The sequence below is a fragment of the Sphingobacterium sp. Mn56C genome, assembly GCF_049319645.1.
In the GTDB taxonomy this organism is placed as follows: Bacteria; Bacteroidota; Bacteroidia; order Sphingobacteriales; family Sphingobacteriaceae; genus Sphingobacterium.
On the sequence record NZ_JBMOUC010000001.1, the window covers coordinates 1,353,367 to 1,371,406 of the forward strand.

At 40.5% G+C, this 18,040-nt stretch carries 16 protein-coding genes; 9 read left to right on the forward strand and 7 right to left on the reverse strand.

Going from position 1 to position 18,040, the window contains the following annotated elements:
• Positions 1–193: 193 nt before the first annotated feature.
• The gene (locus ACL9RF_RS05695; protein WP_422799633.1) at positions 194–2,671 is read left to right on the forward strand and encodes a DUF5686 and carboxypeptidase regulatory-like domain-containing protein; all 2,478 of its coding nucleotides are present in this window, start codon (positions 194–196) and stop codon (positions 2,669–2,671) included.
• A gap of 11 nt (positions 2,672–2,682) precedes the next feature.
• On the opposite strand, the gene ACL9RF_RS05700 is transcribed toward ACL9RF_RS05695, so the two are convergent.
• Positions 2,683–3,489, reverse strand: coding sequence for a S1/P1 nuclease (locus tag ACL9RF_RS05700; protein WP_422799634.1), 807 nt, complete (start codon positions 3,487–3,489; stop codon positions 2,683–2,685).
• 7 nt (positions 3,490–3,496) lie between these two features.
• Positions 3,497–3,958 carry a DUF4268 domain-containing protein gene (locus ACL9RF_RS05705; protein WP_422799635.1) on the reverse strand — a complete coding sequence of 154 codons (462 nt, stop codon included), beginning with the start codon at positions 3,956–3,958 and terminating at the stop codon, positions 3,497–3,499.
• Positions 3,959–4,296: 338 nt separating this feature from the next.
• On the opposite strand from ACL9RF_RS05705, the gene ACL9RF_RS05710 reads away from it, so the two are divergent.
• Positions 4,297–4,824: a lipocalin family protein gene (locus tag ACL9RF_RS05710; protein WP_422799636.1), complete on the forward strand. Its 528-nt coding sequence runs from the start codon at positions 4,297–4,299 to the stop codon at positions 4,822–4,824.
• On the opposite strand, the gene ACL9RF_RS05715 is transcribed toward ACL9RF_RS05710, so the two are convergent.
• A complete protein-coding gene (locus ACL9RF_RS05715) occupies positions 4,821–5,126 on the reverse strand; it encodes a hypothetical protein (protein WP_422799637.1) in 306 nt (101 codons plus the stop codon). The genes ACL9RF_RS05710 and ACL9RF_RS05715 overlap by 4 nt on opposite strands.
• 62 nt (positions 5,127–5,188) lie before the next feature.
• Complete coding sequence (locus tag ACL9RF_RS05720; RefSeq protein WP_422799638.1) at positions 5,189–6,481, reverse strand: OmpA family protein; 1,293 nt, start codon at positions 6,479–6,481, stop codon at positions 5,189–5,191.
• 141 nt (positions 6,482–6,622) lie between these two features.
• Between ACL9RF_RS05720 and ACL9RF_RS05725 the strand changes: the two genes are divergently transcribed.
• The 4 genes from ACL9RF_RS05725 (at position 6,623) to ACL9RF_RS05740 (ending at position 11,107) form a co-directional block, all read left to right on the forward strand.
• Positions 6,623–8,032 (forward strand): alkaline phosphatase, encoded by a 1,410-nt coding sequence (locus tag ACL9RF_RS05725; protein WP_422799639.1) that lies wholly within the window; start codon positions 6,623–6,625, stop codon positions 8,030–8,032.
• A gap of 123 nt (positions 8,033–8,155) precedes the next feature.
• A complete protein-coding gene (locus tag ACL9RF_RS05730; RefSeq protein WP_422799640.1) occupies positions 8,156–8,911 on the forward strand; it encodes a 5'-nucleotidase C-terminal domain-containing protein in 756 nt (251 codons plus the stop codon).
• Positions 8,886–9,848 (forward strand): metallophosphoesterase, encoded by a 963-nt coding sequence (locus ACL9RF_RS05735; RefSeq protein ID WP_422799641.1) that lies wholly within the window; start codon positions 8,886–8,888, stop codon positions 9,846–9,848. The genes ACL9RF_RS05730 and ACL9RF_RS05735 overlap by 26 nt, the downstream gene beginning before the upstream one ends.
• A gap of 38 nt (positions 9,849–9,886) precedes the next feature.
• A complete protein-coding gene (locus tag ACL9RF_RS05740; protein ID WP_422799642.1) occupies positions 9,887–11,107 on the forward strand; it encodes an MFS transporter in 1,221 nt (406 codons plus the stop codon).
• On the opposite strand, the gene recR is transcribed toward ACL9RF_RS05740, so the two are convergent.
• A complete protein-coding gene (gene recR, locus ACL9RF_RS05745) occupies positions 11,104–11,718 on the reverse strand; it encodes a recombination mediator RecR (protein ID WP_422799643.1) in 615 nt (204 codons plus the stop codon). The genes ACL9RF_RS05740 and recR overlap by 4 nt on opposite strands.
• Positions 11,719–11,897: 179 nt before the next feature.
• Here recR and ACL9RF_RS05750 point away from each other — a divergent pair, with 179 nt between their 5' ends.
• A complete protein-coding gene (locus ACL9RF_RS05750) occupies positions 11,898–12,173 on the forward strand; it encodes a SelT/SelW/SelH family protein (RefSeq protein ID WP_422799644.1) in 276 nt (91 codons plus the stop codon).
• 85 nt (positions 12,174–12,258) lie between these two features.
• Positions 12,259–12,963: a TIGR00730 family Rossman fold protein gene (locus ACL9RF_RS05755; RefSeq protein ID WP_422799645.1), complete on the forward strand. Its 705-nt coding sequence runs from the start codon at positions 12,259–12,261 to the stop codon at positions 12,961–12,963.
• An 80-nt stretch (positions 12,964–13,043) separates the two neighbouring features.
• Here ACL9RF_RS05755 and ACL9RF_RS05760 read toward each other — a convergent pair whose 3' ends face one another.
• The gene (locus tag ACL9RF_RS05760; protein ID WP_422799646.1) at positions 13,044–16,265 is read right to left on the reverse strand and encodes a TonB-dependent receptor; all 3,222 of its coding nucleotides are present in this window, start codon (positions 16,263–16,265) and stop codon (positions 13,044–13,046) included.
• A 441-nt stretch (positions 16,266–16,706) separates the two neighbouring features.
• Positions 16,707–17,006, reverse strand: coding sequence for a hypothetical protein (locus ACL9RF_RS05765; RefSeq protein ID WP_422799647.1), 300 nt, complete (start codon positions 17,004–17,006; stop codon positions 16,707–16,709).
• Between the two features lie 201 nt (positions 17,007–17,207).
• Here ACL9RF_RS05765 and mazG point away from each other — a divergent pair, with 201 nt between their 5' ends.
• Complete coding sequence (gene mazG, locus ACL9RF_RS05770) at positions 17,208–18,014, forward strand: nucleoside triphosphate pyrophosphohydrolase (protein ID WP_422799648.1); 807 nt, start codon at positions 17,208–17,210, stop codon at positions 18,012–18,014.
• Positions 18,015–18,040 lie beyond the last annotated feature (26 nt).

An 18,040-nucleotide genomic window follows, 5' to 3' on the forward strand; every position in this document is an offset into this window, starting at 1 on the left:
GCAGGCTAAGCCGTTTATTTATAGCTATAGAGGCCATTTTAGGCTGGTATTCAAGCGAGGCATTGCAAAGGCAAGGCACAGTAATTTCTTCCATAACAGCGCCCGGGTTAGGGCAGTGTGCTAATTAAAGTTAAAATCCTTTAAAAAAAAGCAATTATCAAGTATCTTCGCTACCAGCACGATTAACCCAAATATGAAATTATTTCTTCTCCTCCATTTAGTATTTTTTAGCCTTGCGCTGTCTGCACAAATTAAAGGCACAATACGCGATAATACCGGTAGACCCCTACAATCGGTAAGCATATCCATTGAAAACAGCTACCTGGGCACCTCCAGCAATACGTCGGGATATTTTGAAATTAAAGCACCAGCAGCTGAACGCTATACCCTAAGAATTAAATCACTAGGCTATAAAAGTAAAACAATTCATGTTTATGCAGGTGATTTACCCGTAGACCTACAGGTAATATTAACGGCAGAGGCCGTAGACCTGGAGGAGGTGTTTATCGGAAGAAAGACAAATCCTGCAGACGATATAATACGGAAAGCCATACTACAACGCAACAAAAACGCTGCGCTGCACGATAGCTATACAGCAGATTTTTATGCTAAGGGCTCATTTTGGACCCAAGAAACCCCCAAGAAGATTCTGGGTATAAAATTAGATGATGAAGATCTTGATTTGGATAGCACCCGGTCGGGCATTGTTTATCTATCTGAAACGGTATCACAACTTACGGTACAACGCCCGCTGCCATTGATTGAAAAAATTGTAGCCTCAAAAACCAGTGGCAACAGCAATGGTTTCAGCTTTAACAGAGCCCGAGGTTCCGAATTTGACCTATACCGCAACTACCTTTCCTTTGGCAGCGCCGCAGTGATTAGCCCCATTGCTGACCAGGCTTTTTCCTACTATTCCTTTACGCTTCTTCAAAGTTTTGAAGAGGCGGGCCAAACCATACATCAACTAAAAATAAAACCCAAACGTAGCAGTGAGCCTGTATTTGAAGGAACCGTCTATATTGTGGCAGACAGCTGGGAGATTTACGCTGCAGACCTCCTACTCTTAGGCAAGCGTATTTCGCAACCTGTACTGGACAGCATCAGCATTAAACAGCAATATAGCTACCACGATGTAGATAAACGCTGGTCCAAACAGCAGCAGCTCCTGGATGTCCGCATCAGCCTATTAGGCTTCAAATTAAAAGGCCATTTCACGCAGAACTTCAGCAATTACAACTATGCCCCTACGCTCCGCAAAACCAACGAAAAGGTATTGGCCGAATTTGTAAGCGATGCGAATAAAAAAGATTCCATTTACTGGTCTATAAACCGGAAAACACCCCTAAGCCAAGCAGAGGAACAGAACTATCGACGTATGGATAGTATAGAACGCGTACATAGCAGCACTGCCTACATCGATTCGATGGACCGGATAGCAAATCGTTTTTCGCCCTTACAAATCTTCACCGGTTACCGGTATCGAAATACAGCAAGCAATTACAGTATCTACTACAAGTCCTTGTTGAACCCGATGAACCTATCGTTCAACTATGTGCAGGGGTGGACTGTAAAAACATCCCTGGGTGCTACGATAGGTAAAGCGGATGCAGGTAAGTACACCCAGCTGCGTAGTACATTTACCTATGGGTTTGCCGACCAAAAGCTGTATGTTAATACGGGCATTAAACAACGCTTTAACACGAAAAACTATGCTACATTGCAACTGAATACCGGCGTCGATGCCAGCATGTTTAATGAAAATTTACAGGCGTTACCCCATACCAATTTGCTGGCGCATTTATTGTTTGACAGAAGTTATATTCAGCTGTATAAAAACACATATGTTAACCTTATATATAGCCAGTTTTTGCATCCTGATATTAAGGTAAAAGGACAGCTCGGTTATTTCGATCGGGGCAACCTCTATAATGCTACCCGATATACCTCCGATGATAATCCGGTCAAGTACCCCTCCAACAACCCCCTATCGGCCACAGATTACCACAGCGCACCTTTTTTAAACCACCATTTAACGAAGGTTAGCCTCGCATTTGACTTTAGCTTTAAGAGCAAAATAGATCGCCTCCCAAAACGCGATTATATAATGGAAGACACGAAAACACCAAAAATTCAGGTTTCCTACAGCCAAGGCTTTGGCGCCTCGATAAAAGACTACAATTACCAGGAGGTGATGGCGTCCATCAAGCAGGATGTAACCTTAGGAAATAAGGGCGTATGGGCGTATCATTTATCGGCTGGGACATTCTTTAATGGTGCCAATATGTCCTTTATCGATTATAAACATTTCAACGGAAACCGCACACACATGGACCTATTAGTCGGCAACCTGAACAGCTTCTTAAACCTACCCTATTACAGCCACAGCACAAACCACGCGTATTTAGAATGGCATACCGCGTATAATTTTAAAGGCTATATACTCAACAAAATCCCAGGTATCCGTGCCCTAGGCTGGCAAACGGTGGTAGGTTACCACGGTCTATCAACAAAAAACACAAAACCCTACCAGGAAGTAACGGTAGGGTTTGATAAGGTCGGATTCGGAAAGTTTCGTCCTTTCCGTGTAGACTACGTGCGCAGTATAAATGCCAGAACGGGTGCCGCCAATGGTATAATGGTCAGCATGAGCATCTTGGAATTAAGATAGTGCCTGCGTGGCTACTTACCGTAAATTTCATTGAGCTCGTTGGCTAAACGAATGCCACCTTTAAGTAAGCATGACTCCATAATATACTTGTAATCGTAGCTATAGCGGTAACTTAAGTTAGCGTTATTTTCCGCGTCTTTATAGATCTTATTCGCCAGCTCATGCGACTCAAATAAAACCTCTTCAAAGCTTGCCTTATAGGTTTTATATTTGGCCGCATTGTACACATCTAACACGGCTGCATACTCTGTATAGCTATACTTTTCAGCATCGACAAGCTCGCTATCCCAAACACGGTGTAGGTTAGTTTTTCTACCGAAATAAGTTACCTCCACCTTGTTTCCACCTTGGTCTTCCTCCCGACTTACGTGCATCGGCTGGTGCGCATCGCCAAACATATGAATGATATAGTATAAATCCTGCTTCTTTTTCTCCAACGGAAGGTTCCGATTGGTCTTAGCTTCATTTTTTATGCGCAAATAGGCTTTATACAAATTATTATCACCAGTACCCTGAAGCGCCACTTTAAATTGCTCAAAGTTTAAGTTCGATGCCGTATTAACAAAATGCCAGGATCCAGTAGTATTTAATACCGGATCAGGATCCGACTTGATAAAGTCTGCCCAGTTTGCCCAATACGCTAATTTTTCGTTACCAATAATTTTTTGGATGTTTTTACGCGCCTTTTTAGTAAGGTGACGATCTGCAATTTCGGCCACCACACGATGTCCTGTAGTGCCCCATGCCGCAGCCTTTTCTATGTTTAACACGCACATCACTGTTAAACAAAGACCTAAAATACCAAATTTTGATTTCATATATTCACTATTTAAAAATATCAAATGCATACTTTGCCATAGACCAAAACTCATCCAAAGCAATAATACGAGGTTTAAAAAAAGAAATTAATGCCGGCCAATCAGACTGCCGAAAAACAGAAACATTTGCCAACGACAGGTTAATACGGGCATTAGGCTTACCATATTCGTCGTAATAAACATCATCCCAGATCCATTCCTCCCCTAGCGTATCGGTTAATACCGTTTTCATTTCTACAAACTGGGCATACATCAACTGGCGTATCCCCTCGTCGGGGTGCGCAATTTCAATGCGAATATTGGCCGTTTTATTACTTACGTCCATCCGAAAAAACAAGTGTTTAATCCCTGTTTTATAATTCACCCAATTAACCTTTTCCATATCTGCAGATGGCACATGAACCATATACTGTCCAAATGCCGTCCAGAACTCCTCTTTTAAACGTTTTGCTTCCTCTCGTCCGTACATATGCGTACAAAAGTATAAAAAAACATTTACGCCGGTAAGGAATCGAATCACAACGGGCACAAAAGTTCGACAATCCTTTAACAGGCATCCCTTTTGGATAATAAAAAACCATCGCTCCAAAAAAGTTTAGACTATACAACACCTAACTACCAGGGACCAGGAAGCTGGAAACATGGGGAGCAGCTATAAGTTTTCAATTAGCGGCAAACAAAAAAGCACTAAATTGACTTATTAACATATACAACGCTTACGGTGTGGGCCGACTTTAGGATTTATATTTATTTATATATATTTATAAAGGAGGAGGACCTTACCTGGTAAGCAGAATAAAAAATCGTATGAACAGAAAAGAATCTTTATTATTAGTAACGGCAGCAGCTGCAGGAGCCGTAATATACAATATCTGGAAACCCATTAAAAGCAACCTTCCTGTGGTAGCAGATTTTGTGGTAGAAAAATATGTAGGCACATGGCATGAAATTGCACGTTTGGATTTCTATTGGGAGAAAAATCTGAAGGATGTTACAGCCACCTACACGTTAAATAAGGACGGGAGCATCCAAGTTTTAAACCGTGGTATACATGTACATAGCAACAAAGAAAAAACGGCAAAAGGAAAGGCAAAATTTGTGGACAGCCCCAATAAAGGAGCCTTAAAAGTTTCCTTCTTCGGGCCATTTTACGCGGCATATAATGTAATGCATATCGCTGGCGACTATGAGTATGCGCTCGTATTTGGGCAGAATCTAGATTACATGTGGATCCTATCCCGTACCCAAACTATTCCCGAAAACATTAAAGAGAAATACCTTAGCTATGCCCAACAAGCGGGCTATGACATTGCAAAGCTGGTGTGGTCTAATTAGCCGAAAATGCGCTTGTAAACTTCAAAATCTACGGTATAATCTTGCTCAATTAAGGCGGCAATCTGTTGCAGATGCTCTTCTGTAATCCTATTGCCAATGCCTTTATTATATAAGGTAGCCAAAAAATAGGCTGCCTCTTTTTTTTCATTCGCTGCAATAATATGATTATTGATATTATGATTCAGTACCGTCGCCGCAAAGGTTCCGAAATCCTCCAAAGAAAATCTTTTAAAGGTAGCAAAGAAGCTTATCATATATTTCTCGAAATCCGTAGATAACTGACTTTTAATCCGATTGTCCATAGCAAAAAAGCACCCTTCTTAGGGAAGGATGCTTACAAAGGTATTGAAATTCTTGACATTTTTTATTTCCTTACGCTAATTGCCACGCGACGATCTTTAGCGCGTTCCTGATCGGTGGCATTAGAAGGGACAGTAGCAAACTCAGAGCCATAACCTTCTGCATCTAAAACCTGGCTACCCAGGCCCTGCCGCGTTAAATAATCTTTTACAGCGTCTGCCCGTTGCTGCGATACCCTCTTGTTAATAGCCTCGTCGCCCGTTTTATCGGTGTAGCCGCCGATTTTAATCTTAGCATCAGGAAAAAGCCCCAATATAGCTGCAATATTATGCAATTGTTGTTCACTGTCTTGGGTAATATTAGCGGTGCCCGTTTCAAAATTAAGGTTATCGAAGTCAAACCATTTATCTTTTAGCTGCTCGGTACTTAATGTCTTATAATCCGACTCCAAAAATTGAATTAAGCGGTCTTCAATTCCCGACGGATAGGCACGCACGGTGCTGCCATTTGGCAATTTCACATCCACATAGTCGCGTTTTACAGCGATGGTATCGTGCAAGTGTATAGCCCCCGCCATGGTATCGCGAATTTCAGTGCCGGCAGTATCTACAGCGGTGCCATCCGTATGTTGTGCACCCGAACAGCCCCTACCAAAGAAAAACCAAGCAGCAAGCAGTACCAAAGGAATAAGAATCCACCAAATACCTGCTCCCTTTGTGCGCTCCTTTACCTGCTCACGGCTATGCACATAAGGTTCCTTTGCTACAGCTTTGGGCACCTCGGTAACCTGAGCCGGCTCCAGCTCTATTGGTGTTTCGGCTTTCGCAAACAACGAACCGAAAATCCCCAAGCCTAAAGTCGACGGCAAGGCCGCAGCAAAAGAAGCTTTATTATCGTCTAGGCTCTGTTTTATACGTCCCAAATCCCAGTTGGCTCCCTTGTGCGTAAGCCCCGCAATAACGGCAGGTAGACTGGCGCCTAATATTTTTTTAAATGCCGCAGCATCCAACCCTATAAATCCACCTATAGATTCCACAATTCCGGATAATTTATCACCAAAAATATTAGCGACCAGATTATCACTTTCAAACTGCTTCGTATCAGCCCCCTCATGAGCACCGAAATAACTGCTTGTTAATGCCCCTAAATTCAGCGATCCAAAAAGATGTTTAGCGCTATTTAAAAAAGTCGCCAGTCCGTTCTCCCCCGATCCTTGCAACCCCAATAGCAGGGATGGCACGGCCAGATCAACGCCTTTTTGAACCTGCTCACTGCTGGTGCCAATATGCGCACTAAGCTTATCGATAACATCGGTGTTAAAATAAGCCTTAATATCATTCAACAAATTGTTTTCCATTTATTTAAGATTTAAGTGAAACATTTATATTACCAACAACAAGTGTAATACTAAATTGTTTTACACCCATCAAATTCAGTATTAATATTAAGTTAACAGTAGAGCCTTACCTTTATTTCACAAAATATTAGTATCAATACCATGAACAAAAAAACACTGAGTTTAGTTTTCTTACTCCTCGTATGTATTGCGCCATTATTTGCGCAGAAACCCAAGTATATCTTCTACCTTATCGGCGACGGCATGGGCACCAACCAGGTGAATCTTACGGAAATATATTTAGCCGCTTTACAAGGTCGTATCGGCAACCAGCCGCTTGTATTTTCACAGTTCCCCTATCTGGGTTTAGCCTCCACACATTCAGCATCGCACGGCGTTACCGACTCTGGGGCTGGTGGCACTGCACTAGCGGTAGGGCATAAAACAAAAAATGGGGTTATCGGTATGGACAGTACAGGTACGGTTGCTTTAAAAAGTTTAGCCTACGCGGCCAAAGAAAAAGACTGGAAAGTTGGCATTGCGACATCGGTCAGCATAGACCATGCTACACCAGCATCGTTTTATGCACACAAGGTAGATAGAAATATGTACTATGAAATTGCTTTAGATATTATCCCTTCCCAATTTGACTTCTTCGCCGGATCAGGATTTCTAAAACCGCATACGACCTATGATAAAAAGGAGGCGCCATCCATCTATCCACAATTGGAAAAAGCAGGGTACACAATTATCAAAGGCAGACAAGCCTTTGTAAAGCATAAAAATAAAGGAGACAAAATTATCCTTACGGATGTAGACGGAACAGATAAGGAAGCCCTAAAATTTGCTATCGACCATAAAAAGGGTGATTTTACCCTTGCTGAAATTACCCAATCGGCTATTGAAGCACTTACAACAAATAACAGCAAAGGGTTTTTCTTAATGGTAGAGGGTGGAAAGATCGACTGGTCGTCGCATGCCAATGACGCTGCAACCACAATACACGAGGTGCTGGACTTTAATGAAACCGCAAAATTGGCATTCGAATTTTATAAAAAACATCCGCATGAAACGTTAATAGTCGTAACGGCAGACCATGAAACGGGTGGCCTGGGTATTGGAAATGGTAGCTCTACGTTAAAAACGCAGGTCTTTGCACAGCAAAAAATATCGCAAGGAGAGCTTTCAAAAAAAATTGCCGCGTTGCGTACGGAAAAACCAAATGCTGCTTGGGAAGATGTAAAAACGCTCTTGGGCACCCATACGGGGCTATGGACTACCATTGCTGTGACGGAGAATGATGAAAAAGAAATCCACCAGGCTTATACCACAAGTTTTGTAAACCACCACAATGAAACTACAAAATCGTTATATGCCTCGGATGATAAGATTGCGTCGCTAAGCATTGCCATATTAAATCGCATAGGCAGTGTAGCATGGTCTTCAAACGACCACTCCGCAGCCTATGTCCCGGTATATGCTATCGGTCAGGGTGCTGAGGTATTCCACCAGAAGTTGGATAATACAGATATCCCTAAAAAAATCGCCGAAATTGCAGGTTTAGACCTATAATTGCTACCACAGCATATTTTGGGATATGGTTGATGCTTCCACAGGTATCCATATCCCAAATTAAAAGAATTTATTAATTCAAAAAATTTCTTCTTAGCTTCGCATCAACATTATGTAAGTGATATGTGTACAGTAAAAAAATTATCCATTCTACTACTAGGTGCATTAAGTATCACGAGCTGTAAAACCCCGACTTATCTGAACAGCTCGCGTACCGCAACTATCTACCCCATCAACGCAACAATTGAAACGGATAGCACCATAGTAAAGTATTACCTCCCCTTTAAACAGCAGATGGAAAGTGAAATGAATAGACCTATTGGCTATTCCGAACATTTCCTCAGTAAAAGCCGCAGCGACGCCGAATCGCTGGCTGGCAACTTCTTTGCCGATGCGCTTTTAGCCATTGGTAAAAAGGTAGATCCCGAAGTACAAATCGCTATAGCCACAAAGGGTGGCATTCGCTCGGAGTTAAAACAGGGCACTGTAACCGTGGGCAGCATGTTCGAGATTATGCCTTTTGAAAATACAATTACCGTATTGACCCTTTCGGGACAGGATATTATAAACCTAGCAAATTTTATCGCTAAAACTGAGGGGCAGCCTATCGCTGGTTTCACCTTAAAAATTAAGGGTGATAAACCAGCGGATATACGAATTAACGGGAAAGAATTAGATGTTAATGCAACCTATAAACTGGTAACTTACGATTACCTGGCCAATGGTGGCGATTATATGGAGGGGGTTTTTCACCCTATCAAACGTGTCAATACCGCTACGCGTGTGCGTGAAGGGCTTATTGAATATGTGGAGGAGTTAACTAAAGCAGGAAAAAATATAAATACCAAATTAGATGGACGAGTTACAGTTATTAAATAGAAGAAAATTTCTGAAAACAGCTGGGGCAATGGGTGCTTTGGCAACCTTAGGCTCCTTTTCTAATTTTGCTTTTGCAGGTTCTTCAAAAGAAATTAAGCTTACTATTCTCCATACCAATGATGTGCATAGCCGCATTGAACCGTTTCCTATGGATGGCTCTAAAGTTCAGGGATTAGGGGGCGTGGCCCGCAGAAGTACGTTAATTAAAAGTATCCGTAGCGAAGCGAAAAATGTTTTACTTTTTGACGCCGGTGACATGTTTCAGGGTACCCCCTACTTTAACCTGTTTGATGGTAAGGTAGAACTGGAGCTTATGTCGAAGCTTGGCTATGATGCAGGGACTTTCGGAAACCATGAGTTTGATAATGGTATCGATGGCATCTTAAAACATTTTGATAAGGCGAATTTTCCTTTTATAACGTCGAACTACGATTTTTCTAAAACTAAACTGGCCGGAAAGACTAAGGAGTATATGGTATTTGTGAAAGATAGCATTCGTGTGGGTGTCTTTGGTTTGGGGGTTAATATCGAAGGACTGGTAGACCCGAATAATTATAAAGATATGGTTTACTTAGATCCATTGGAGGTGACCAACCGCCTGGTACCCAAACTAAAGAATGAATTGAAATGCGACTTAATCATCTGTTTGTCGCATATGGGCTATAGCTACCAGGACGACACCATTTCGGACCTTAAATTGGCGGCAAACTCCAGAGATATCGATTTGATAATTGGAGGACATACACATACGTTCTTGGATAAACCTACTGAAGTTAAAAATCTGGATGGTAAAATTACCCTGATAAATCAAGTAGGATTTGGCGGTGCCCGCTTTGGCCGTTTGGATTTTGTTTTCCACCCGAAAACAAAGGCTAAACGTGTTATAGCCTACAACAATTATACGATTAGTGACCATATGGAGCAGATGATTGGTTAATAAAGTGTATCTTTGCGGCGCGTAAAATTGTCATACTATTGAAAACATTCTTCCGACTATATGTAAATTCCTATAAAGGATTATCACCTGCAGCTTGGCTCCTGGCCTTGGTCATGCTTATTAACCGTACCGGCTCAATGGTAATACCCTTTTTAGGTTTTTATATGTCGTCGGAATTAAATTTCACTAAGCCACAGATCGGTCTTGTTTTAGGATGTTTTGGCCTCGGGTCGGTGTGTGGATCCTGGCTTGGTGGCAAATTGACCGACAGGTATGGTAATTTCCTTGTACAGACCTGGAGTTTGATTTTGGTAATCCCTTTATTTCTGGTGTTACCCTTATTCCGGACCTTTGAAGGGTTGTCTTTCATGATATTTCTGCTGACCTTAGTAGCGGATACCTTCCGACCTGCCAACTCTGTTTCGGTAGCACGTTATGCCAAACCAGAAAATATTACACGAGCGTATTCCTTAAATCGTATGGCCGTTAACCTGGGCTTTTCGATTGGACCTGCTTTGGGTGGTTTCTTGGCAACGATATCGTACAACTGGATATTTTATGGCAATGCAATTGCTGCTGCTGCCGCCGCTATTGTATTTATATATTTCTTTCGTAATAAAAAAGGAAATAGCCGTACTAAGCTTAGCCCAAGCCCTATGGTTGAAGACACGGGTACCGCAGTGAAGGGCCGTAATGCCTATACCGATGGCCTTTTTATTATATTTAATATACTTTGCTGCTTATTTTCCATGGCCTTTTTTCAATTGATTAGCACCTTACCTTTGTTTTATAAGGATATATACAAAATGGATGCTAGTGAGACCGGGCTCCTCTTGGGCTTTAGTGGTTTTGTTATTGTGCTCTTTGAAATGGTGCTGGTACATAGTGCTGAACAACGTTTCAGCGTACGGCAGATTATGTTATGGGGTACAGCTATTGCGGGGGTATCCTACCTTATGCTGAACCTTGACTACGGCATAATATGGCTTTATTTGGCCATGTTTATGCTCTCTACGGGGGAGATGCTTACGCTACCTTTTATGGCTACTATATCGATCAATCGAGCGGATAAAAGCAGCCAAGGCGCTTATATGGGGTTTAACTCCTTGGCATTTGCTGCGGCAAATATCTTCTCGCCTTACCTCGGCACCTACATCGCTGAACATTACGGTTATACCGTATTATGGAGCCTTGCAGGTGGAATATTGCTTTTTGTGAGTATTGCCTATTACTGGGTAATCGACAAAATGAAGGCCTAGCCTACATTTTTTTCATAAGGCACCCGAGTAAGAATAGATCGACCCAAAGTTATCTCGTCTACATATTCCAATTCGCCGCCAAAGGCAATACCGCGCGCAATGGTACTGACGCTGATATGAAATTCCTTCAACTTCCGGTACATGTAAAATATGGTCGTGTCGCCTTCCATTGTGGCACTTAAGGCTAAAATAACCTCCTTAATATCGCCCTGACGGATCCGTTCCAGAAGCCCCTCAATCTTGAGGTCTGCAGGACCAACGCCATCCATCGGCGAAATGAGCCCGCCCAATACATGGTAAACACCTTGGTATTGATTGGTATTTTCTATGGCCATTACATCGCGTGTATCTTCAACAACACATATTGTAGTTTTATCGCGTTTTACAGAAGTGCATATTTCGCAAACTGCCTCATCGGAGATATTATAACAAACCTTACAATACTGAATTTGTTCTTTTAGCTGCGTTATAGCCTGCGTAAATCGCGCAACCTCGCCATCCTGCTGTTTCAGCAAATGCAACACCAAACGTAAAGCCGTTTTATTCCCTATACCAGGCAAGCGACCAAATTCTTCTACAGCATGCTGTAATAACTTAGAGGAAAAATTCATGCTGCAAAATTAGAGATTAGAATTGAAATGTAGGATATACGAATTGATATTATTACTTCTTATCACTTCGTCTATCCAAAAATAATGTTTATGTTGTCGCTAATTGATAGTTAACAATTGGCGTTGACACGCAATAACCCATACCTTTAAATACATAAAACATATTTTATTGCCGATATATGAAAACGATAACCTTAGAATACTGTCCCAAATGTGGCTGGATGTTACGGGCTGCCTACATGGCACAAGAGCTGCTTAGCACCTTTACCGAAGATATATATGGCGTTACGCTCGTGCCGAGTTTGGTAAGTGGCAGGTTTCAAGTCCGTGTAGATGAGGAGATCTTGTTCGACCGTAAAAGGGAGGGCCGTTTCCCGGAAATAAAGGAATTGAAGCAGTTAGTACGAGATCGCGTAAATCCGGAAAAATCTTTAGGGCATTCGGAAAAAAAATGACATTATAAATAACTTGCATTTCCTTGTAAAACATACAAATTTTACTATATTGGGTGCTTTATGATCAAAAATATAGTTGGATTATATGACAGGAGAAACTAGAATTAGAAATTCTTTCGCCAATAAAACATGGCAGGAAATAAAGGTTAAAGACTCATGGCAGATCTTTAAGATAATGTCGGAGTTTGTTGATGGATTTGAAAAATTAGCCAAAATTGGCCCATGTGTTTCGATCTTCGGTTCGGCACGTACACCGGAAAGCCATAAATATTATCAATTAACGGTAGAGATAGCAAAATTATTGGCCGAGAAAGGTTATGGTGTAATTTCGGGTGGTGGCCCTGGTATTATGGAGGCAGCAAACCGTGGTGCTTTTAATGCGGGTGGTAAATCGGTAGGTTTAAATATAGAATTGCCACACGAGCAATTCCATAATAAATACATCGATCGCGACAAAATTTTGGAGTTTAACTACTTCTTCGTACGTAAGGTCATGTTTATGAAATACTCGCAAGGGTATATCGTTATGCCGGGTGGTTTTGGCACCATGGATGAGATGTTTGAAGCCATCACTTTAATCCAAACGGGTAAAATTGCACGCTTCCCTATTGTTTTGGTAGGTACAGACTACTGGAGTGGCCTGTTGGAATGGGTGGAAAAAACCATGCTTGCCAACGCGTATATTTCGCCCGAAGATTTAAAACTTTACCGTGTGGTAGATACCGCCGAAGAGGCTGTTGAGCATATCACTCGTTTCTACGATAAGTACTTATTGAAACCAAATTTTTAAGGTTTTTAAAATTTTAATAATCAATAAAAAATCCCCTCCGAAAGTCGGAGGGGATTTTTTATGTGTATTCCTTAAAGCTCTTAGTTAAAGATATAACGAACACCAACTTGTGCAGTCCATCTTGAAGGAACATCTAAATAAGAATACGGTTGATTATTATTCAGGTTATTAATGCGGTATGTAGGTTTCAACGTACCGCTTTCGTAACCAGCAAAATTCACCGGTTTGAAACTATTATCCCAGAAGCTGTTAGATCCAGAATATTGTTTACCCCACTTGCTACTAATCAAGTTACCCACATTCATAATATCGATGGATAACTGTAGTTTATTTCTGTTTTTACCAATATTAGTAAATAAGTCTTGTGTAATCTTCAAATCAAACTGATGACTGAAAGGTGTTCTTGCACCATTTCTCTCTGCATACTTACCTCTACGCGATTTTAAGTAAGCGTCTGATTCAATAAATGCATTTAACTCATTCCATTGATCGCCTGGTGATTTATTACCACTCTGAACAAAAGTTATTTCAGATTTATCTTTTGGAATGTACATCAATTGGAATTGGTTACCAGTGTCACTTGCATAACCGATTAAGTTACCCCCTACCATGTAAGAGAATCTTGGTCCGCTTTGTCCTGTATAGACTAAGGAAACGGTCGTACCAAAGTTTTTAAGGTAATCTTTCGTATACGATAGAACCCCTAAAACTCTAGAACCTGTACTAAATGGAGAGTGTGCTAAGGTTGCAGCGTTTGACCCGTTTACCGAAGCAACACGGTAGTAGTTGGATTGGTTCTGTGACGATCCTCCAGAAATAACATCCTTAGAGGTGGTATATGTATAGGCAACTGAAGCGTTTAAGCCAAAATTGAAGTTCTTAGCCAAAGATGCCGTTGTAGACCAAGAATACCCACCATTATTGGTGTTATCGATATAAATAATCTCGGTATAATTGTCTAATACACGACGATTATTGTTGTTAGCATCGTACACAACACGATTATCTGCCCCTTGTAAAGTTCCAATTGGACGTTCTAAGTTGATATCTTTAAATCTAAATGCTGATAAATTCTTAGAATACATAAATTCTAAAGTACCCTTAACACCGAAAGGCAATTGTTGATCTACACCTGCGGAGAACCTTGCAATTTGAGGTAGCTTTAAGTTGTTAGCCAATACAGAGATATTACCGGATGGCGAAACAGTACCCTGAAACTTAGGCTGCGTCAATGGATCTGGATTAAAGTCTACGGTAGATATTTTACCATCACCAAGGCTATTACCACCCAATAAAGCACCACTTTGTGTAAAGGCACCTGCTGCCCATACAAATGGGAATCTAGACGTGAAAATACCTAAACCACCACGGATAATTGTAGAACGGTCGCTGTTAACATCCCAGTTAAATCCAATACGTGGGGAAAACATAAACGCAGGTTTCGGCATTCTATCGGTACGTACATCATACAATTTGGCTAATAAAGAATTATTGAAATCATCATTTACCATAGGTTTATCCAAGTGAATAGGAACATCTACCCGTAAACCTGCCGTAATTTTTAAATTATCATGCATTTGGTATTCGTCCTGAACATAAAACCCTACTTGCATCGCATTAAACTTAGCACCTTGACGAGGGTCATTGGTGTTACTGTACCCGTAACTCATAGAAACTGCTTTTCCACGCTCGAAGTTTTCGATTGCCGTATAAGGTTTACCCGTTAAAGGATTAACATCATTCACAGGGGAGTCAAGAAATGAATAGGAACCATTAGAGTTCGTAATGAAACCGTTGTACATTTTATAAAACTCATTGTGCGTACCAAATGTTAGGGTATGAACACCCTTATACCATGTTAAGTTGTTCGTTAAAGTAAGGATATCCTGATCTAACTGATTTACATTTGAATTCGCATCTGTCCCTAAGTTATAGGTACCACTTTCTGCCGTTCTAATGTTTACACGTGGGAATAAGTCGCCATTAAAAGCACGGTTGTCACGAACTCTATTGTAGCCAACAATTAAATTATTAGACCAACTATTGTTAAATCTACTGTTTAATTCGGCTGTTACTGTATTATTTCTAAACTTTTTAACAGTACCACCGTTCGAAAAAGTTAAACTATTAACCCCTCGAAAGTTGGTAATATCATCCCCTTCTGTATACCCGTAACGTAAAGAGAATTTGTGTACCGAATTAATGTTCCAGTCTAAACGCGTAAAAATCTTATTAGATTTATTTGAACTTGTTAGATCTTGAAATTCACCCGCATCATAGCCATATTTGTTTTTAGCAATATCATATACTCGTTGTGCTTCTGCTATACTAAGGTTAGACGTAGAGTTTCCAAGCGGATAACTTAAGGGCGTACTCGACTCTGTTTTTTCATAGTTTACAAAAAGGAACAATTTATCTTTAACAATCGGACCGCCAATTCTAAAACCATACTGCTTTTCGGAGAAATTAGACAATTTTGTCGGCTCCGTACCATCTTTCAATAAAAACTTAGGCGTTTTACCGGCAAGGTCTTGGTTTCTGAAGTAATAGTAAGCCGACCCTTCTACCTTATTGGTTCCAGAGCGCGTTACAGCAGAGATACCACCACCAGCAAAACCACTTGAACGAACATCAAAAGGAGCAATTTGAACTGTAATTTGTTCAATAGCGTCCAAAGAAACAGGGTTTGTATTCGCACCACCACCGTTCATACCATTTGCATTCAAACCAAAAACATCATTTGAAACGGCACCATCCACAGTAAACTGGTTAAAACGGTTATTACTACCACCAATAGAAATAGAACCGCCCTTTACATCTGCCTGTGGTGTTAAACGTGTAAAATCTGTAATACTTCTGGATACGGTAGGCAAGCTTTCAATTTGCTTTCTGGAGATAAAAGATTCAGCACCCGTTTTTAAACTCTGCCCTTTCTTTACAGCCGAAATCGTAACCTCATCAATAGCCTTAGCATTTTCACCAAAAACAGGGTTTAAAACAAAAGGCTGCCCCAATTGAATGTAGACATCTTCGAATACTACAGGATTTTGCCCTACATACGTTACTTCAACAGTATAAGGCCCCCCCACACGCATGCCCGCTAAATTAAAACGACCCGCTGCGTTCGCTGAACCGGTGTACTTGGTTCCTGAAGGCAAGTGGGTCGCTTTAATAGTCGCACCAGCGGTAACACGTCCGGAAGTCTCCTTGACCACCCCATTCATGCTACTTGTTGTTACTTGTGCCTGGATTGTACCATAACTGGCTAATACCAAGGCGAAAAAAAGTAAAGATTTTTTCATGTTCTTTTTTAAGATAGTTATATCGACTGCAAAATTAATAAGAGAATTAACATTTTTTAACTGTTAACATAAACTTAATATTAAGACAACTTCATTTTAACACCTTAATAATGGTAGCTAATGAAACTAATTTATAATTGTTTCAAAAGAGAAAAAGAACAACCCCAATAATTTGCATTTTTGATAGCCAACTAAAGGAAAAAATAAAAATATAGTAAATTCACATTTTATAAAATTGTGGAAAAGTTTTTTTTAATTCGTATAAATAATTAACATTTTTAATCTATTAAACCATCCGTAAAGAGGTAGTTGCACCAAATTACTGAAGGTCTAGACCTAATTCAACAGAATAATCTTCTTATTTAGTAGACTTAAATTTTTTCTTATTCCAACAATTCCACAATAGATTTAGCCGGTACTCCGGTTTTATTACCGAAAGTTTCAGGATTTCGAACGGATTTCCAGCTGTACGATAATATCACGTTTTCGGCCTTCAATTAAAGAAAGATCTCCGGCCACAAAAACCCCTTTTTCCTCCGTGTTTAGGTTGCGAATACCATAAACTGTAGACTCATCCCCAGGATCTGTAGCGCCCTCATAACGATAGAGATAGTCTATTGTAAACTCATCAACAGCATTACTGATGCTGTCAAATTCAACATTAAAATCAACAGTATACCCCTTTTCTTTTAACTTAGCTAAGGCAACACTTGGCGAATCGTAATTAAATATAGTTTCCATAATCATTCCTCCATCTTTTAAAAAGGAACAACCACAGGCTTAAAAAGTTTGGCGCTACAAAATTTACGCTGCTGTTGTTGCAACAACAAACGGAAGGCTTTCTAGTATTTCCTTTTTTATTTTTCACGGTCTTTTGTGGTTTTCTTTCTAACTTTAGCACTACAATTAATTCAGTGTTTAAAATTTTAATTTATAACCCCATTGCCACACGAAATTCCAGCCCCGAAATATACTGCCCAAGAAGCTTTTGAAAGGTTACTTACGGTGATGAATACCCTACGCACAGACTGTCCATGGGATAGAAAACAGACCATGCAAACGTTACGTCATCTCACTATCGAGGAGATGTATGAGCTTGCAGATGCTATTTTAGAAAACGATACCGAAGAAATCAAAAAAGAACTTGGTGACCTGATGATGCACCTGGTATTCTATGCCAAAATTGCGTCGGAAGAAAAAGCTTTTGATATAGTTGATGTATTAAATACCGTTTGTGATAAACTTATTAACCGCCATCCTCATATTTATGCTGAGGTACAGGTGAACGATGCTGAAGATGTTAAAAGTAACTGGGAGCAACTTAAACTTAAAGAGGGAAATACCTCGGTTTTAGCGGGTGTGCCCAAATCATTACCTGCCCTGGTTAAGGCCTACCGTATTCAAGATAAAGTTCGCGGTGTAGGTTTCGATTGGGAGGATACCAAACAGGTTTGGGATAAGGTGGAAGAAGAGCTTGCCGAATTTAAGGCTGAATTTAACATCGAAAAAAGCGAGGCTCTGAATGCAGAAAAAGCAGAGCAAGAGTTTGGCGACCTTCTATTTTCGTTGATAAACTATGCGCGCCATATCGGTATTAACCCGGAGAGTGCTTTAGAAAAAACCAATAAAAAATTTATCCGTCGGTTTATGTATCTCGAACAAAAGGCCAAAGAAAACCATAAAAACTTGCAGGATATGACGCTGCAGGAAATGGATGTCTTATGGACGCAGGCAAAGCATAGCGAGTAGTTAAATAGGCTATACTAATTAAAAAA